Below are 14,432 nucleotides of genomic sequence, written 5' to 3'. Positions count from 1 at the left end.
TTAATAAGTGGGGGTTTCTTCATCCCCACTTATTATTAGCCCACACCAATTGTTTTTTTAGCAAAATATATTAAAAATAGGTTCTCTCACACATGAGAATCTGCTTTTTTAATATATTATTCTGAGAAATTAACAATCTATTTTTATTATTGACATATAGTTCTTTTCAGTGTTAATATTCTAAATAATCAAAGAAACAAAATATTTCACCATCAAAATATAATGTCTACTACGTTGAAACATATAACGATAGATTACAGTTCAACATGTATATACATATAGAACACCTGATTACCTATAAACAAATATTTATAATAGGTTTTATCTCCTTCTATAGCTACTTCAAGACACGGACATTATGACGTTACGAACAACACATTTAGGGAGGAACGAACAATGAAGAAAAAAGTTGTACCTGTTGTTGCATCTGTTTTGGGGGCAAGTCTATTACTAACTGCTTGCGGGGGAAATAAAGATAATGCAAGCGGAGCGAAAGCAAACGATAAAGCACCTGATAAACAGGCAATTAACTTATCATTCGCTTCAGAAATTCCAACAATGGATGTTGCAAAAGCAACGGATGGGGAATCCATGAACGTAATGCGTAATGTTTTTGAAGGGCTATATGCAATGGGAGAAGATAATAAACCGGTTCCTGGTGTCGCTGAGTCGGTTGACATTAGTCCCGATAAAACAAAATATACATTCCATCTCCGTGATTCAAAATGGTCAAACGGTACTCCTGTTACAGCAAAGGACTTTGCCTTCGCTTGGCAACGTGCCGTAAATCCTGATACAGCAGCTGAATACGCATTCTTATTCTTCGATATAAAGAATGCGAAACAAATAAACCAAAAACAATTGCCAATTGATCAACTAGGGGTCAAAGCTGTTGATGATAAAACGTTAGAAGTACAACTAGACCGTCCTGTTCCCTACTTCTTAAGCTTAACTACATTCTCAACATTCTTACCAATTAATGAAGAGTACTTAAAGTCTCAAGGCGATAAATATGGTTTAGAAACAAATCATTTAATTTATAACGGTGCTTTCACATTAGATAACTGGAAACATGAACAAAGCTTCCAATTGAAGAAAAATCCTAACTATTGGGATGCTAAAACTGTAAAATTAGAAGAAATCAACTTCAATGTCGTTAAAGATAAGTCTACAGAAGTGAACTTATATGATTCAGGACAAATTGATCGTGTTGCTTTAACTGCAGAGTTTGTTGATAAATATAAGAGCGATCCAAACTTCAAAGAACGCGCTGAAGTCGGTATTCAATTCTTACGATTAAATCAGAAAAATGAAACATTAAAAAATCAACATGCACGCCTTGCTATTAACGGCGCAATGAATAAAAAAGCTTACGTAGAAACAATCTTAAATAACGGCGCTGTTCCAGCTGAAGGAATGGTTCCTGCGAAATTTGCAAAGAGCCCAGAAGGCAATGACTTCCGTAAAGAAAATGGAAATCTAGTCAAGGATGATGTGAAAACAGCGAAAGAAAACTGGAAAAAAGCAAAACAAGAACTTGGTACTGACAAAGTAACAATCGAACTATTAACAAGTGACAATGCTTTAGCTAAAAAGACTGGTGAATATTTAAAAGGTGAATTAGAAAAGAACCTAGATGGATTAACAGTGAATTTAAAACCACAACCACGTAAACAACAGCTAAAACTACTATTAAGTGGTGACTATGAAATTGGTATTGACGGCTGGGGCCCTGACTTCGCTGATCCAATTACATTCTTAGATTTATTTACAACAGATAGTGCTTATAACTTCGATAAATACTCTAACAAAGAGTACGATGAGCTAATTCATAAAGTGAAAACAGATTTAGCTGGCGATGAAAAAGCACGCTTTGAAGCAATGAAGCAAGCTGAAAAAATTCTATTACAAGACGGCGCTGTCGCTCCTTTATACCAACAAGGCCGTTCTTACTTACAACGCTCTTTCATTAAAGGACTTGTAACAACTGACTTCGGTGGTGAGTTTAACTACAAGTGGACAGAAGTTACAAAATAATAAGTGCTAATAAAAAGGTATCCCACCGAGGATACCTTTTTATTTTATACTTCTTTAACTACAGAGCTTCTTCTTCCCTTTACCATTCCTTTTATAGCTAAAGTCATCACTGCTACTGATTGTGTAACCAATACAATAACTAATAATGAAATAATATTTCTCTCTAAACTAACTCCTCCAAATATTATTGTATAATAGCCATTCGCTGCATATGTTGCAGGAAATAATTCACTGATTGTTTGATATGTTTTAGAAAGCATTTCATGTGGCACAGTTACAACCATTTGTGTTAATGAAAGAAAGGCGAAAAAGACTATTGTCAATAATCCTCTTTTCCTTCTTTTTGCATCGAACCAAAACTCATCATAAATATAAACACAAACATCAAATATGTTCTCCACGTCAAAGAAGGTATATGCCCTGACCAAAGATAGCTAACTAAATAATTAATTCCCATAATACAAGACGATATTACTAAACTAATACTTATTAGTTTTACATATTTGAGCATATCTTTTCTCCTTGTTTTTATTTTTCTACTTCTTCAAACTGTAGATTCACCGGATCTTCTAAAAGTGTTTCATAAAAGTTCTCTGCCAAATCTGTTGAAGGGATTTTTTCATCTACTTCATCAAATCGAATACTATCTAGCCACACACAACCTTCTCCTGATAATAAAACACCAAATGCAATACCAAGTGCTTCTTCTTTTATATCTAATACAACCGAGTACGATTGCCAGTTATTCGTATTTTTAATGGGGCGATTTTGCATATTATCCATAGCGAGCGGTTCTGTATCTTTTCCATCTACTCGCATCCACAATCCTGCCCAATCTCTTACATTTTCACTCTTAATAAATGCTGTAAAACGTAATCTCTTCCCTACATATTTATCCGCTCGGAACATTTGCATTAATGTTGAAAATCCTCCATGCGTAACATTCTCTTTTGCTTTTATGTATGCAGATACTTTTCCTTGATGGACAACTTCATAATCTAAACCCATCTCATATTCAGCAGGATGACTTCCACTTAAGATCCATCCTTTCGGTATACCTTTTTGCATTGAAACACCCTCTCTTTCTATATAAAATGACTGAAAGTACTTTCGATATTTCTTTGGTGGCAATTGAAACATTCTTTTAAAAGCTCTCGTAAATGCCTCTTGTGAGGAAAAACCGTATTGCACTGCAATATCAATAACAGCTCTCTCCGTTGACACTAAAACTTGCGCAGCATGAGTTAACCTTCTCTTTCGAATATAATCTGTTACACTCATCCCAACATATCTTTGAAAGATGCGATGAAAATGGTACATTGATACTGCACTGTGAGATGCCACTCTTTCTGTTGTAAGCTCCTCATGTAAGTGATTCTCTATATATTCAATTGATTTTTTTATTATCTCTTTATATTCTTCATGCATTTTAGCCCCTCCCTCACAACTTCAATTTACCATATACATACAAATCGTTTTTGATTTAAATTGCGGATTAGCCCTTGTGACTGCAGGATAATAATTTATTTTCAACACATACATAATTACATGTTTTTGGGAAAAACTTGTATAGAACGAATTTACATAAGGAGGAATTTATAATGAGAATTCTACTATCAGTTTTATTAGCTCTTATGCTAGTACCTGCATTAACAGGATGTAAAGCTCCTGCCAAAGAAGACACAACTTCTAATAAAAAGACGACTGAAGAAGCAAAAAATGAGGCTCCTGCAGATTTAAAACTAAACTTCAATGAATTCGATTTAAAGGCAGACTACCAAGATACAAAGAAAGACTACGAAGCAGACTATAAAAATGTAGCAGCTGACAAGAAAATGGAAGCAAAAATTGAAGATCATAAAGCAGATGTAAAATTAACAGGAGACGAGGCTATCACAAAATTAAGCCCACTTCTACAAGAATTAAAATTTGATAAAGATACTCCTGACCAAGAAGTAATCGATCAAGTAGTGAACGTGTTCAAACTTGATAAAGACTATCAAAAATTCGATTTAGAAGTTGTCTTCTCTGATGGAACGAAAAAAGAATATAAAAGAGAAATAAAATAAAGAAGTAGGCGGTTGCCTACTTCTTTATTTTGGCATATCTTAAATCTGGTTTAGATCCAACATAATATTGAAGTCCAGATACCGTTTGTTTTTGTAAATAGGAATCCGACGGGAATATAATTGGAATTAATGGTGAATCTGTAAACATAATATCTTCCGCTTTATGCAATAAATCAAAACGCTTATCTTCATTTTGTTCTACTTCTGCTTCCTTCACTAAAGCATCAAATTCTTTATTATGCCATTTTGCATAATTGTTTGGACCATCACCTGCATATAAATCTAATTTAGTAATTGGGTCTAATAGAGAACCGCCCCATCCCATATAAGCTAATTGGAAATCACTTTGCTTATATGTGTCGATGTAACTCTTCCACTCTTTATTTTCTAATTTAATATCTACGCCAAGATTTTTCTTAAACATTTCTTGCATTGCTTCTGCTACTTTTTTATGTTGTGTATCTGTAGTGAATTTTAATGTTACTTCAGGTAATGTAGACCAGCCTTGTTCTTTCATACCTTCTTCTAATAATTTTTTCGCTTCTGCTGGATCAAATTTAACGTAACCACCTTTTTCTTTACGGAAATCACGCCCACTTTGTGTTTTTGCTCCTTCTGGAACGAATGCATTTGCTTCTTGTGCATTGTTTTTATACAGTTTTTCAACAATAAACTTACGATCAACTGCTAATGAGAATGCTTTACGTACTTTCGCATTTGTGAACGGCTCTTTTTCTACGTTAAACGAATAAATATAAGATGAAAATCCTGCAACACGTTTATATTCTTTATTTCCTTTTTCTTTCTCAATCATTTCTTGCGGTAAACTACTTAGTAAATCTAATTCTTTTGATTTGTATAATTGGTACGCTGTTTTAGAATCTGGAATAATACGAAACTCAATTTCTTTTAATGTTACCTTTTTATCATAGTATTCTTTATTTTTTTGTACCGTAATAGCCTGATTATGCTTCCATTCTTTTAATGTGAATGGTCCGTTCGTAATTAACTCTTTTGGATCTGTTTTTAATTTATTATTATCATCAATTGATTTTTTTGATAATGGAATGAATAATGAGCTTGCTAATTTTTGTTTAATGGAAGAAACTGGGTGCTCAAGTGTTACCTTTAATGTTTGAGGATCAACAACTTGAATACCAACTTGTCCTTCTTCACCTTTTCCAGTATTGTATGCCTCTGCCCCTTTAATAAAATACATTTCTGTCGCATTCATAGAACCCGTTTTCGGATTTAATAATCGCTTCCATGCAAATTCAAAATCATTTGCTGTAATAGGAGAACCATCTGACCATTTAATATCTTTCTTTAAATGAATTGTATACTCAGTTCCATCAGCATTTACTTCTTCTTTCTCTGCTAATTCATTTTGATATTTTCCATCACTATCTTGCGTATATAAGCTTGAGAATAAATGTCCAATTACATAACCTGAAGTACTATCTGTCGCAATAGCGGAATCAAGTGTATATGGATCGCTACCAATATTCGTTACTAATCGATCTCCTTCTCCCTTACCAGCACTCGCCTTTTGTGTCTCTTTCTTACCGCAAGCGACAGAAGTAATTGCTAAAACAGTCATAATGACAAACAGTAAAAACTTCTTCATCCTACATTCTCCTTTAACCTGAAATTTTTGGTGTTGATGCCAATAGTGTTTTTGTATAAGAATGTTGTGGATTACGGAATACTTCGTCCGTATTTCCAAATTCAACAAGTTCTCCTTTGTATAAGACAGCTACTTTTTCACATAAATAGTGAACCATCGGTAAATCGTGCGCGATAAATAAATATGTATAACCTTGTTCCTTTTGAATTTTTTGCAGCAAGTGCACAATTTGGATTTGAAGCGAAACATCTAATGCCGAAATTGGTTCATCAAGAATTAATACTTCCGGCTCACACAATAACGCTCTTGCAATAGCAATTCGTTGACGTTGTCCTCCGCTAAATTCGTGCGGATAGCGATCAATATATCGTCTATCTAACCCAACACGCTCTAGCGCATCACCTGCTACTTTATCTTTCAATCCTTTATCACCTAAACCAAATGAAATATAGCCTTCCGTTACGCTATCGCGTACTTTCCAGCGCGGATTTAATGCTGCTGTGGAATCTTGAAAAATAAACTGTACTTTCTGTAAGAAATCACGTTTATGAGTTGCCTTCAACTTGTGAACGACTTGACCGTTATAATCAATTTCACCAGACGTTGGGCTCTCAATCCCAGCTATGAGCTTACCAAGTGTTGTTTTTCCTGAACCACTTTCTCCAATAATGCCAAGCGTTGTTCCTTTCGGGATAGAAAGTGATATGTCTTTTAACGCTGCGATTTCTTTATTTTTACTTCCATACGTTTTCGTTACTTGCTTTACAGTAATTAAATCTGTCGTCATGAGGCATTCACCTTCTCTTTTGATTTCGCTTTATTATGCTCCAGAACATGTTGCCAGCAATGTGAACTATGCTCCTTGGAATATGTTGTTCTCTCTGGGAAACGATGAATACATTCTTTTATCGCTACTGGACAACGATTTACAAAAGGACAACCAAAGCTATTTAACGTCTCAATGGAAGGTGTCGTCCCTTCTATTGCACGTAATACTTTTTCAGAATCATCCATATTCGGAATTGCTTGTAATAAGCTTTTTGTGTATGGATGTTTAGGGGAACCTATCACTTCCTCTATCGTTCCTTTTTCAACAACACGTCCTCCATACATCACAACTACTCGATCCGCTACTTCACGTACAAGTGCTAAATCGTGCGTAATTAGTAAAATACTCGTATTTTGCTTTTCCTTTCTTTCCTTTAATAACTCCATAATTTGCTTTTGAATTGTTACATCTAATGCTGTCGTAGGTTCATCCGCAATAACGAGTTTGGGGTGGCAGGCAAATGCGATTGCTAAACAAATACGTTGCCTCATGCCTCCGCTTAATTGATGTGGGTACTGTTCAAAGCGTTTCTCTGCTTCATGTATCCCTAAATCATTTAATAAGTTAATCGCAATTTCTTTTGCTTCTTTTTTCGATTTCTTTTCGTGTTGCAAAATCACCTCTGTAATTTGCCTTCCCACCTTCATCGTCGGATTTAAAGATGAAAGTGGGTCTTGAAAGATAAACGAAATATCTTTCCCTCGAATTTGATTCCATTCTGATTCTTGTAGATTCGTTAATTCCTTTGATTCAAAAGATATATTTCCATCATCAATATGAATTGATTCTTGATTTAAGCCGATAATAGATTGTGCTGTAACACTTTTCCCTGAACCACTTTCTCCTACAAGTGCAACTATTTCACCTTCGCTAATAGAAAAGGAAACATGCTTCACAATTGCTTGGTTACTATTCTCTTTTTCAACGGCTAACGTTACGTTTTCTAAAGATAAGAGCTGTCCCATGTTTTTTCTCCTTTCGATTCCGTTTTACGATTTTTGGATCAATTGCATCTTGTAAACCATCACCAATCGCATTAAATGCGAACATAATGAGCGCAATCATGATTGCTGGGAAGAATAGCTGCCACCATTCTCCACTCAATAATGTCCCAAGTGCATCATTCGTCATCGTCCCCCAGCTTGCTGCCGGTGATTGCACTCCTAGTCCGATAAAGCTTAAAAATGATTCTGAGAAAATAGCTGCGGGAATTGTAAATGATAAATTTACGATAATAATGCCCGTTAAGTTCGGAATTAAATGCCCGTATATAATTTTCATATGGGATGTACCTAATCGCTCCGCTGCAATAACAAACTCTCTTTGTTTTAAAGATAAGACTTGCGCCCTAACGAGACGTGCCATACCAATCCATCCTGTTAATGCAAGGGCGATGATAATGGTAAAAAGACCTGGTTTCATAACAATTAATAGTAAAATAACAATTAATAAATACGGGATACCGTATAACACTTCGATTCCTCGTATAATCCACTCATCAATTAATGTCCCAAGGCGATTGCGCCCTCTCACATATCCACTAAATCCTCCGATTAGCACACCAAGTCCTATATCAAGAGCAGCTGCCACTAATCCAACTGTTAATGAAATTTTCCCGCCAGCCCAAGTACGTGCCCATATATCTCTTCCCAAATCATCTGTTCCGAACCAATGCTCACTACTAGGTGGTAAGTTTGTTGCCTCTTTTACTTGTTCACTCGCAGTAAATGGCGTTAAACTTTCACCAACAAGTGAGAAAACAATAATGAGTAATAACGTCACTGATCCTAAAACTGCGATTGGATTCGATACAAACTTACGAAACACTTCTTTCTTTCGGCTAATCTTTTGCTGATCTTTATTTATCGTTAATTCTTTCTTCTCTTCATTTGTTAATAACTGGTCATTAATTTCATAAGCTCCCATCTAAACATCCCCCTCCTTACGTAATAGAACGAATACGTGGATCAACAATACGATGAATAATATCTGTAATAAAAATACATACAATTAAAAGTGCACTATAAAAAATGGTTGTTCCCATAATCACTGGATAATCTCGATTAAAAATACTATCTACAAAATATTTTCCGAGACCAGGAATTGAAAAAATCTTTTCAATAACGAAAGTACCTGTTAAAAGTCCCGCCATTAATGGTCCAACAAATGTAAGTACCGGAACAATTGCATTTCGAAGAGCATGTCTTATAATAATCTTCTTAATCGGTATACCTTTCGCTCTCGCTAACTTAATATAATCACTCTGCAGTACTTCGATCATATTAGAGCGAACAAATCTTGTAATCACTGCGATTGGTCCTAACGCTAATGCAAAGGATGGCAATACCGTATGTTCAAATGTACCCCAAGAAGCTACTGGTAAGAGCTCGAATTGAATAGCCAATACTTGTATAAATAGTGGTGCTAAAATAAAGCTCGGAATAGAAATACCGAGGATGGCAAGTAAACTTACACCGTAATCAATTACCTTCCCATGATAGAGAGCAGCAAATGTACCTGCAGCAATTCCGACTAGCAATGAAATAATAAGTGCTTGTAAACCAATAATTGCTGATGGACCAAAACCAGTTGTTATAATTTCTGATACACCTTGCCCGGTTGATTGAACAGATTCACCAAAATCAAAATGAACTACGCCGTCTAAATAAGCAACATATTGATTCCATAACGGTTCATCAAGGTGATACTTCGCTCTCATGTTTTGGATCACTTCTTCAGGAAAGATTTTTGCATCTGATGAAAATGGATCCCCCGGAATAATATGCATAATTAGAAATGTCACCGTCGTAATAACCCATAGCGTGAACACCATAACTGATAATTTTTTAATTACATACACCCCAATAACCCCCTAAACACATATATTTACTTAGTTTTATAAACGTACTTTTTCCATTACTCCCTTTTCTCTTTTTAGAATACAAAAAGCCTTGATCTTAAAAAATAAGATCAAGGCTTAATAAACAAAGGCCCATCACTTATCTTTCAAGACTTGCTTGCTGGAATTAGCACGGTGTTCCTATTACAGAACCCGCTGCTGAGGTGTCATAGGGCCAGTCCCTCTACCTCTCTGGATAAGTAAATTGCTATATTATTATTTGGTTCAAATTGTATATTTCGAATTATAATTCTGAAAAAATGAAAAGTCAATCAAATTGGATATATTTAGAAAAATCAGTTTTTAATACTTTTATTTATCTATATCGTATTTCGCTTATAATAAAAAAAGATATGAAAGGAGTTATAAGATGGACCCCTTACTTCTAGCTACTATAGGATTACCCTTAACAATCGTTATACTTGTCATCATCGGCTTCTACAAACTCTTCATCAAAAAGAAAAGTATCACTTCTTTTTATACCCCTTTCGATAATATTACCGGGCAAACTATTTCCGAATTTCACGAAGAACAGAAGATATTAGTATCCGAGGATGAAGATGGAGATGGCAAGAAGAAAAAATAACCTTGCATAGGCAAGGTTATTTTTTCGTTTCTGCTTGAAAACGTTTATAGTATGTCGATGCTGTTGCAAAATTAATTTCTATATCACGAATCAACGATGAATCTTCTTCTTTAGCTAACTTCTGTAATTTTTTCATTGCTTGTTCTGATTCATTCAAGAAACCAACATATACCTCATGTTCTTGCTCTTTCGATTTTGGAACACGAATTTCTTTACGTATATGATCAATATCTTCTAACATGCTAGTTGTTACCTTTTGCACATCTTCTTTATATGTAGCATTCGTTATTTCCTTACCGCCCTTTTCTTTTGCCACTTCAAATAACTGCAGTGCTTTATTAATTTCTTTATTGATTTTTATATCGTATTTTTCATGTACTGCACGGTATTCTTTCATCTCTTCTGTTTGTTCAGTAGATTGCTCTACCTTTTCTTTCGTATCTTTATTTCCATTACACCCTGCTAGAAGGAGCATACTTCCCATTACAGCAATACCCAAAACCTTCTTCATCTCTTCTTCTCCTTTTATCTACAGCTATTACTCATTATAGTTTCTTTTATCTCCACTTGTTATTATACCGAGAACGCCCTACTTTTTACACTTAAGACGACATCGTAATATATATACCAACATGTTTGTCACAGTATCGTCACTTTATACAAATAACTTTTGCAATGCTTTACTACTCACCTTACAAAACTGTAAGCACACATAAAGAACAAACCATGCTAGACTTACATATGCATAACGCAAACATATGTAAGGTTTTAAGGAGAATCATCTATGTACAACACAATACCTTTTATGGGAGAAGATATTCGTGTCCTTATTCGCGAAAAATCACTTCATATCGAAAATACAGAGAGCCTTCGCCGCGTATTAAAGAAGAAGCATGCTCCATTTAAGTTAGCTCAATATTTAAAACAACAACATACAAATCAATTTCATACCGTGCTCAATATATCGGATAAATCATTAACAATCGAAATCATCGGTCATGTCTACATTGGAAACTTTGCAGATACCTTAAAGGAAATCCCACGTATACCGAAGATTGCTCCTATTATCGTTAAAAAAGCGTATAAAATTACTGACCATACCGATATTATCGACTGTGGGGAAAAAGAAGTCGATAGTAATCGCTGGGTGTGGGATAAACTTGCTGTTTTATATGATACGATCATGAATAATATGTATGAGGTATTTCAAAGAAATGAAAAAAAGAACTGATTCAAACATTCCCTTTGAATCAGTTCTTTTTTGTTAAGCCTCTAAATTTTGTTTTTGCTGCAGTTCAAACTGCTTCTCACTTCTTCTGGCCATAAATAGATAACATAACACTGCTCCTACTTCACAAAGCGCAATAACAACCCCCATCGGTAATGCTGTATTACTTCCACCGATACCTACTAGCGGCGCAACAAGAGCTCCTGAAATGAACTGTAATAAGCCTAATAAAGCTGATGCTGTTCCTGCAGCTTGTTTCTGATTTCTCATCGCTAATGAAAACCCAGTTGTTGATACAACCCCGACACTTGATACGACAAGGAATAACGAACATAAAACACCGATTAAACCTATTCCTAGTACGATTGTCAGTAGTAAAGATAGGCCACCAACAGCTGCGATAATAATACCAGCAACAAATAATGTCTTCTCATTCACTTTCCCCGCTAAACGACCCGTTACCTGACTAGCAATAATAATACCGATGCCGTTAATCGCAAAAAATAAACTAAATTGCTGTGGTGATGCTCCGTATATGTTCTGCAACACAAATGGTGAGCCCGAAATGTATGCAAACATTGCCGCTGTTACTAATCCTTGTGACAATGCATATCCCATAAACAGACGGTCCTTTAACAATTTTCCGTACGTCGCCAAAGTCCCTGACAAACCACCCGTTTCTCTTTCTTCAGGAGGTAATGTTTCACGCAATACAAAAGTAGCTGAGATTAACATGAATACACTAATTGCTCCAAGAACGATGAAAACACCGCGCCACGTTGTAAACTGTAATAATTGCCCCCCAATAATCGGTGCCAAAATAGGTGCTGCTCCGTTTACTAACATAAGCAGTGAGAAAAACTTCGTCATTTCAGAACCTGAATACATATCACGTACCATCGCACGTGATATAACAATCCCGGCTGATCCTGAAGCTCCTTGTAGGAAGCGCAATAACACTAATGTCCAAATAGATGGCGCAACAGCACAAAGTAAAGAAGAAGCAACATAAATAATAAGAGCAATAATAAGAGGTTTGCGTCTTCCGTAAATATCACTAATTGAGCCAACAAATAATTGTCCTACTGACAGCCCAAGCAAACAAGCTGTTAATGTAAGCTGCGCGAGGGATGCACCTGTTTGCAAATCATCCGTTAACTTCGGTAATGAAGGCAAATACATATCAATAGATAATGGTCCAATCGCCGTAAGTGTTCCTAATACAAGAATCATCCATAACCTGTTTGCCTTTACAGGTTTATATATTTCGTGATTAACTTCATTCACTTTTTCAATTCACCCTTTCCTATACAAACTGAATCGTAACAATTATAGTTACATCATAAACATACGTCAAGTACAGCGCGTTTTCCTCTTTCATAATGTAAAAAAAGCGATAGAAATTCTATCGCTTTACTTTTTCACATTGCTATTCGTAAATTTAGATACTGAGGACATCATCTCTCCCGTATCTAAATATGTAATTTGAATTGGGTCTCCTACTTCTGTAAACATAGCATATGGGAATTTCTTCACCGGTATCATAAATACCTTTTGTTCATTCTCTAAAAGTACGTACACGATTGTATTTTCACCTGATTTTTCTTTATATACACGTTGTACAATACCTTCTTTTTGCGCTTCTTTTCCTGTTGAGGTTGGTCTAAATGTATCACCATTACCGCTCATTACGTTTTTATAATTCTCAAGCGCTTCTTTCTGCGAAGAACCTGTCGCAAATATTTTTGCATTAGCAGCATATACAACTGTATGTGCACGTACTAGGCCTCCGTCATCAACAACCGGAATAATCCAAGCTGGTTTACCGTATACGTTATAAATGACAGGCATTGTCCCATGCCATTTCTCTCTCTTAAAGGAATTATCTACTACTTCTGTAGCTGCTGAACCATCCATAATCCCCTTTACTTCTTTTCCATTATAGTAATATAGCTTGCCTGTGCGTGCATCTACTAATGAATAGCCTAGGGCTGAATCTACTCCTTCTTTTGGAGAAGTAAAGTCTGTAAAATAATACAGTGTTCCATCTTTACCAAAGATCGGGGTCACGCCTTCTTTCGTTCCCCACTCAGTCGGAATTTTCATATCTGTTTGTGAGAATTTCGTATTCCAAAATCCGTGAATATATTTACCAAAGTACGTATTTAACGTAGATGCAGTCTCATGATTTAATACACCCTCAACAAATTTAGGTGCCTTTCCTTTATCATATCTTTTCACTTCACCTGTTTGTGCATCTACTACGACAACACCTTCTACCTCAAATCCAGATCTTCCTGAAATAAATTCACCATACGTCATTGTATAATATGGTTTTCCTTTATCATCAACCTCAAATTTAGGTTTTCCTTTAAAGATTAAATTTGGTTCTGCTTGCCTTACCACACGCTCTAAATTATTACCAAAAAACATGCTTGGCACATATTTCATTTTATAACCGAGGTGCAGTTTCGCTTCCGCATCAGGATTCGTACCTGACATCGTTACATACCCTGGAATTGTCTCAGCTTTACGCGCTTTAAAAAATCCTGAAACTTCAATCGGCGCTACATATAAAGCTTCGCCGTTTACCATTTGTGGCGTTAATTCTCCTAGCTCAAAATAAGCTACTTTCGGAATATCACCAAATACTTTTTTCATCTTATTCTCCGCTGTCTTTGGCGGCACTGTAAACGGCTGGTCATTTTCAGTAAATGGCTCTGAAATATCTTTCTCTACCTTAACAACAGAATCATATTTCTTTTGCGAGATTACTATATCGTGCAAATAACCAAAGTAGCCGTAACTTGCGAGTAAAATAAACATTAGAAGTCCTTTTAATGTACCTTCTAATTTCCCTATTTGATCTTGTGAAAATAAAACAAGCCCAATTAAAATTGCTACTGCAACAGAATAATGAGTAAGAATCGAGTCTACCCGATCATCAATTAGCCAAAAGTATTCATAGATTGCAATACCTATCCAAAATAAAACAGGAATAACTAAAATAGATGATTTCTTACCCTTTACAACCTTCTTATCTCCCTTCTTATCCACTGCTCGAAGCTTACTACTACTTCTTGTCCATGGAATCAAAAACAAAGTAAGAATAGCTAAAACTACAAATTTCATCAAAGGCACTGTCCCCTTTTCTTTT

General features: G+C 35.5%; 15 protein-coding genes and 1 riboswitch. Of the genes, 4 read left to right on the top strand and 11 right to left on the bottom strand.

Translation table 11 applies throughout. The annotated features are described in order from the left end of the window. The first annotated feature begins 396 nt into the window (after positions 1-396). Entirely contained in the window at positions 397-2,037 is a 1,641-nt protein-coding gene (locus V7S45_RS01115) for a peptide ABC transporter substrate-binding protein (protein ID WP_000731086.1), read from the top strand. 44 nt (positions 2,038-2,081) lie between these two features. Here the strand turns inward: V7S45_RS01115 and V7S45_RS01110 are convergent, their stop codons facing one another. From V7S45_RS01110 to V7S45_RS01100, 3 genes are read right to left on the bottom strand one after another with little or no spacing between them, the layout of a single operon-like run. Beyond that, positions 2,082-2,360 carry a hypothetical protein gene (locus V7S45_RS01110; RefSeq protein ID WP_000156944.1) on the bottom strand — a complete coding sequence of 93 codons (279 nt, stop codon included), beginning with the start codon at positions 2,358-2,360 and terminating at the stop codon, positions 2,082-2,084. Further along, positions 2,357-2,548 (bottom strand): hypothetical protein, encoded by a 192-nt coding sequence (locus V7S45_RS01105; protein WP_000922547.1) that lies wholly within the window; start codon positions 2,546-2,548, stop codon positions 2,357-2,359. The genes V7S45_RS01110 and V7S45_RS01105 overlap by 4 nt, the downstream gene beginning before the upstream one ends. A gap of 17 nt (positions 2,549-2,565) precedes the next feature. Beyond that, entirely contained in the window at positions 2,566-3,465 is a 900-nt protein-coding gene (locus V7S45_RS01100; RefSeq protein WP_000544202.1) for an AraC family transcriptional regulator, read from the bottom strand. 173 nt (positions 3,466-3,638) lie between these two features. Here V7S45_RS01100 and V7S45_RS01095 point away from each other — a divergent pair, with 173 nt between their 5' ends. After that, positions 3,639-4,106 carry a YusW family protein gene (locus tag V7S45_RS01095; protein WP_001221552.1) on the top strand — a complete coding sequence of 156 codons (468 nt, stop codon included), beginning with the start codon at positions 3,639-3,641 and terminating at the stop codon, positions 4,104-4,106. A gap of 16 nt (positions 4,107-4,122) precedes the next feature. On the opposite strand, the gene V7S45_RS01090 is transcribed toward V7S45_RS01095, so the two are convergent. Genes V7S45_RS01090 through V7S45_RS01070 form a run of 5 tightly spaced genes read right to left on the bottom strand, consistent with a single transcriptional unit; the run spans position 4,123 to position 9,422 of the window. After that, complete coding sequence (locus V7S45_RS01090; RefSeq protein WP_025690493.1) at positions 4,123-5,733, bottom strand: peptide ABC transporter substrate-binding protein; 1,611 nt, start codon at positions 5,731-5,733, stop codon at positions 4,123-4,125. Between the two features lie 13 nt (positions 5,734-5,746). After that, positions 5,747-6,520 carry an ATP-binding cassette domain-containing protein gene (locus V7S45_RS01085; protein WP_000205673.1) on the bottom strand — a complete coding sequence of 258 codons (774 nt, stop codon included), beginning with the start codon at positions 6,518-6,520 and terminating at the stop codon, positions 5,747-5,749. After that, complete coding sequence (locus tag V7S45_RS01080; RefSeq protein ID WP_000531264.1) at positions 6,517-7,527, bottom strand: ABC transporter ATP-binding protein; 1,011 nt, start codon at positions 7,525-7,527, stop codon at positions 6,517-6,519. The genes V7S45_RS01085 and V7S45_RS01080 overlap by 4 nt, the downstream gene beginning before the upstream one ends. Beyond that, complete coding sequence (locus V7S45_RS01075; RefSeq protein WP_000501525.1) at positions 7,484-8,488, bottom strand: ABC transporter permease; 1,005 nt, start codon at positions 8,486-8,488, stop codon at positions 7,484-7,486. The genes V7S45_RS01080 and V7S45_RS01075 overlap by 44 nt, the downstream gene beginning before the upstream one ends. Positions 8,489-8,504: 16 nt before the next feature. Further along, positions 8,505-9,422 (bottom strand): ABC transporter permease, encoded by a 918-nt coding sequence (locus V7S45_RS01070; protein WP_000289313.1) that lies wholly within the window; start codon positions 9,420-9,422, stop codon positions 8,505-8,507. 136 nt (positions 9,423-9,558) lie between these two features. After that, positions 9,559-9,664: riboswitch (SAM riboswitch) on the bottom strand. A gap of 167 nt (positions 9,665-9,831) precedes the next feature. Here V7S45_RS01070 and V7S45_RS01065 point away from each other — a divergent pair. Further along, a complete protein-coding gene (locus V7S45_RS01065) occupies positions 9,832-10,047 on the top strand; it encodes a DUF3951 domain-containing protein (RefSeq protein WP_000371388.1) in 216 nt (71 codons plus the stop codon). 16 nt (positions 10,048-10,063) lie between these two features. Here the strand turns inward: V7S45_RS01065 and V7S45_RS01060 are convergent, their stop codons facing one another. Continuing rightward, the gene (locus V7S45_RS01060) at positions 10,064-10,558 is read right to left on the bottom strand and encodes a hypothetical protein (RefSeq protein ID WP_000756541.1); all 495 of its coding nucleotides are present in this window, start codon (positions 10,556-10,558) and stop codon (positions 10,064-10,066) included. Between the two features lie 273 nt (positions 10,559-10,831). On the opposite strand from V7S45_RS01060, the gene V7S45_RS01055 reads away from it, so the two are divergent. Continuing rightward, positions 10,832-11,278 carry a hypothetical protein gene (locus V7S45_RS01055; protein WP_000282860.1) on the top strand — a complete coding sequence of 149 codons (447 nt, stop codon included), beginning with the start codon at positions 10,832-10,834 and terminating at the stop codon, positions 11,276-11,278. Between the two features lie 33 nt (positions 11,279-11,311). Here the strand turns inward: V7S45_RS01055 and V7S45_RS01050 are convergent, their stop codons facing one another. Together V7S45_RS01050 and V7S45_RS01045 are read right to left on the bottom strand one after the other, a co-directional pair. Next, positions 11,312-12,571, bottom strand: a complete 1,260-nt coding sequence (locus V7S45_RS01050) for a multidrug effflux MFS transporter (RefSeq protein WP_224200803.1) — start codon at positions 12,569-12,571, stop codon at positions 11,312-11,314. 117 nt (positions 12,572-12,688) lie between these two features. Beyond that, a complete protein-coding gene (locus V7S45_RS01045; protein ID WP_342761910.1) occupies positions 12,689-14,407 on the bottom strand; it encodes a DUF3981 domain-containing protein in 1,719 nt (572 codons plus the stop codon). Between the last annotated feature and the right edge of the window lie 25 nt (positions 14,408-14,432).

The organism is Bacillus sp. BR3(2024) (genome assembly GCF_039134555.1).
Taxonomy (GTDB): Bacteria; Bacillota; Bacilli; order Bacillales; family Bacillaceae_G; genus Bacillus_A; species Bacillus_A cereus.
The sequence above is the reverse complement of the archived record's forward strand: the minus strand, read 5'-3'. Positions and strand labels throughout refer to the sequence as shown.

Coding starts and splice junctions, on each gene's coding strand:
- V7S45_RS01055 (WP_000282860.1), top strand. CDS start 10,832: ATGTACAACACAATACCTTTTATGGGAGAAGATATTCGTGTCCTTATT.
- V7S45_RS01115 (WP_000731086.1), top strand. CDS start 397: ATGAAGAAAAAAGTTGTACCTGTTGTTGCATCTGTTTTGGGGGCAAGT.
- V7S45_RS01090 (WP_025690493.1), bottom strand. CDS start 5,733: ATGAAGAAGTTTTTACTGTTTGTCATTATGACTGTTTTAGCAATTACT.
- V7S45_RS01075 (WP_000501525.1), bottom strand. CDS start 8,488: ATGGGAGCTTATGAAATTAATGACCAGTTATTAACAAATGAAGAGAAG.
- V7S45_RS01065 (WP_000371388.1), top strand. CDS start 9,832: ATGGACCCCTTACTTCTAGCTACTATAGGATTACCCTTAACAATCGTT.
- V7S45_RS01060 (WP_000756541.1), bottom strand. CDS start 10,558: ATGAAGAAGGTTTTGGGTATTGCTGTAATGGGAAGTATGCTCCTTCTA.
- V7S45_RS01080 (WP_000531264.1), bottom strand. CDS start 7,527: ATGGGACAGCTCTTATCTTTAGAAAACGTAACGTTAGCCGTTGAAAAA.
- V7S45_RS01100 (WP_000544202.1), bottom strand. CDS start 3,465: ATGCATGAAGAATATAAAGAGATAATAAAAAAATCAATTGAATATATA.
- V7S45_RS01095 (WP_001221552.1), top strand. CDS start 3,639: ATGAGAATTCTACTATCAGTTTTATTAGCTCTTATGCTAGTACCTGCA.
- V7S45_RS01105 (WP_000922547.1), bottom strand. CDS start 2,548: ATGCTCAAATATGTAAAACTAATAAGTATTAGTTTAGTAATATCGTCT.
- V7S45_RS01085 (WP_000205673.1), bottom strand. CDS start 6,520: ATGACGACAGATTTAATTACTGTAAAGCAAGTAACGAAAACGTATGGA.
- V7S45_RS01045 (WP_342761910.1), bottom strand. CDS start 14,407: ATGAAATTTGTAGTTTTAGCTATTCTTACTTTGTTTTTGATTCCATGG.